Raw genomic sequence first — 2,502 nt, forward strand, 5'->3', positions numbered from 1 at the left:
GCGGGAAAACGAAGTTTAATGTTCATAATCTGGTTCTAACTGCTTGAAAAACCGTATTCCCGATAGAAGCATTGTGTACATTAAGCTCCGCTTTCGGGAATGACAAATAGTTTTGCAATTGGCTCTATGGACAGAAACCTATTTATTCGATTGACACGTCAACCGAAATGATGTAATTATCAGTCACCATGAGAACTGATTTAACGATATCGGATAACGAAATCCTGCAGGCGCTGGCGGACTGGAACGACTGGAACCGTCCTGAACCGGAGACGGTGCCCCGGCCGTTCTACGAAAATCGGCTGCGCGCCCTGAGCGCAACCGGGGAGATTGTCGTGCTGCAGGGGGTGCGGCGGTGCGGAAAGTCCACGATCCTGCGCAATGCCGTCCGGGTTCTGCTGGCCGAAGGGGTGCCCCAGAGCGACATTCTCTTTCTCAACCTGGAGGATCCCCGCTTCATGGGTGATCTTACTCCGGCGCTCCTGACCCGCATCCGCGAGCTGCACCAGCGTCATTTTCGCCCCGCCGGCCCGCCTCATATCTTCCTGGATGAGGTGCAGAATATCCCGGGATTTGACAAATGGCTGCTCACCGAATACGAACTGCATCGGTCACGACTTTATGTCACCGGCTCCAATGCCCATCTGCTGGGGCGGGAAATCGGCACGGTCCTGAGCGGCCGCTATCTGCCCTTAACAGTACATCCCCTGTCTTTTGCCGAATTTCTCTCATTTCGGGGTATGACCGTAAGCACACCGCTGGAGCTTGTCCGTCAGCGGGTTGAAATCGCCGGCGCCTTTGACGATTATCTCGCCTGGGGCGCCTTTCCCCGCGTGGCCCGGATCGCAGATGCCGAGGTAAAGAAACTGGAGCTTCGCGCCTACTTCGATTCAATCCTGCTTCGGGACGTGGCGGCGCGTCACCGGTTGGACAGTGTGGAAGCCCTGCTGAACCTTTCCGGGTATCTGCTGGCAAACACCGCAACCATTCTGTCGCTGAACTCGCTCAAAGGGAGCTTCGGCAGCTCTTATCATCTGCTGAACAGCTATGTGGAATACCTGGAAGGGGCCTTTCTGGTCAATCGCCTGCCGCTTTTCGACTGGTCGCTTAAGCGGCGGGCGGCCAATCCCAAAAAGATTCATGCCGTGGATACGGGCCTCGCTGCCGTGGCACGCGGCTTTTCCCGGCGAGACAGCGGAAAACTGCTGGAGACCGTGGTCGTCAACGAACTGCTGCGCCGGGGAGGGGAGTTGTACTACGGCAAGACCGGTAAAGGCCTCGAGGTGGATTGCATCGCTTTGCAGGATGGGCGGATCCGGCAACTGATACAGGTCTGCCAGGACATGAGCGATCCCAGGACGCGAAATCGGGAGATCAGGGCACTCTGCCGCGCAGCCGTTGACATCCCCTACGCCCGGGATGCGCAACTTCTGATCCTGTCTCATGGACCGGCAGAGGTCATTCGGCATGACGGCTTGGAGATTCAGGTGGTAAACGTCATTGAATGGCTCCTGGGGCAAGTTTTGGGGGTCAGGTCTTGAAATTTAGCGTTTTGCGGGTATATCCAGAAATGGGTTTTACCCCTTGACCCCGGAAGAAACTTCCTGTATATATCTGCGGAACGGAGGTTGTCTTATGAATAGTATCTTGAAAGTTAATGATTCATTTGAGGAAATCGGGACGAGAACCATAGATGAACGGAACCGCCTGACCGTCGGCGAAATCCTCAAAGGGTATAAAAGAATTCGCCTCTATCGGAACGACAGTGGCGAGGTGTTGCTGCAACCGATAGCTGAGATCCCCGCTTCGGAACTCTGGCTCTTCCAAAACCCGGAGGCAATCAGCGCTGTGCGGGAAGGCTTGCGGGACGCCGCGCAGGGGAACGTCTCCCGATTGGACCCGGAAGAACTGAAGGAGCTATAATTGTTTGAGATTATCCTGACGGCGCGGGCGAGGAAGCAATGGGAGGAGCTGACGGCAGACAGGGGACTGGAAAAGCGGCTTCGGGCTGTGCGCAAAACTCTCTGTTTTCTGTCGGAAAACCCGCGACATCCGAGCCTTCGGACCCACGAATTCACCAGCCTCAAAGGACCGCAGGGAGAAAAGGTCTTTGAAGCTTACGCCGAGCAGTCCACCCCGGCGGCCTATCGGGTTTTCTGGTATTATGGGCTGCGGGAGAACCAGATTACCGTCATCGCCATCACACCGCATCCGTAGAGACCTTTGAAAAATGTCCCCACACTGTCATTCCCGAACAGGCGGGAAAGTAATGATGGGGTCAGGGCGGGGACAGATTTAAAATCTGTCCCCTTGGCGTTTTACGGGAAAGACAGCGCCCAGGGGGCAGACGGGCAGCCCGCCTTCACCCTCATCAAGTGGGGCTATGCCGCCCAGGGCGCGGGGCGGGCACTGACTATCGCGCGGGAAGTGCTGGAACAATAGGGCGCCGTCCCTGATCAATCAACAATGACATATTGACATAATGACATAAGCAGGGTATGA

The 2,502-nt window shown here is 55.9% G+C and carries 4 protein-coding genes; all 4 read left to right on the forward strand.

From position 1 onward, the window contains the following. The first annotated feature begins 188 nt into the window (after nucleotides 1-188). The 4 genes from K0B01_14810 to K0B01_14825 all read left to right on the forward strand — a co-directional run bounded on the left by K0B01_14810 (nucleotide 189) and on the right by K0B01_14825 (nucleotide 2,442). Complete coding sequence (locus K0B01_14810; GenBank protein MBW6487413.1) at nucleotides 189-1,541, forward strand: ATP-binding protein; 1,353 nt, start codon at nucleotides 189-191, stop codon at nucleotides 1,539-1,541. 94 nt (nucleotides 1,542-1,635) lie between these two features. Continuing rightward, nucleotides 1,636-1,923, forward strand: coding sequence for a hypothetical protein (locus K0B01_14815; protein MBW6487414.1), 288 nt, complete (start codon nucleotides 1,636-1,638; stop codon nucleotides 1,921-1,923). Continuing rightward, a complete protein-coding gene (locus K0B01_14820) occupies nucleotides 1,924-2,217 on the forward strand; it encodes a hypothetical protein (GenBank protein MBW6487415.1) in 294 nt (97 codons plus the stop codon). It abuts the gene before it with no gap. 6 nt (nucleotides 2,218-2,223) lie between these two features. Then, on the forward strand, nucleotides 2,224-2,442 hold the full coding sequence (locus K0B01_14825; protein ID MBW6487416.1) for a hypothetical protein: 219 nt from the start codon (nucleotides 2,224-2,226) through the stop codon (nucleotides 2,440-2,442). Nucleotides 2,443-2,502 lie beyond the last annotated feature (60 nt).

The organism is Syntrophobacterales bacterium (assembly GCA_019429105.1).
Taxonomy (GTDB): domain Bacteria; phylum Desulfobacterota; class Syntrophia; order Syntrophales; family UBA5619; genus DYTH01.

What these genes read in the sequence shown, in the direction of transcription:
- K0B01_14810 (MBW6487413.1), top strand. Translation starts at nt 189, where the DNA reads ATGAGAACTGATTTAACGATATCGGATAACGAAATCCTGCAGGCGCTG.
- K0B01_14815 (MBW6487414.1), top strand. Translation starts at nt 1,636, where the DNA reads ATGAATAGTATCTTGAAAGTTAATGATTCATTTGAGGAAATCGGGACG.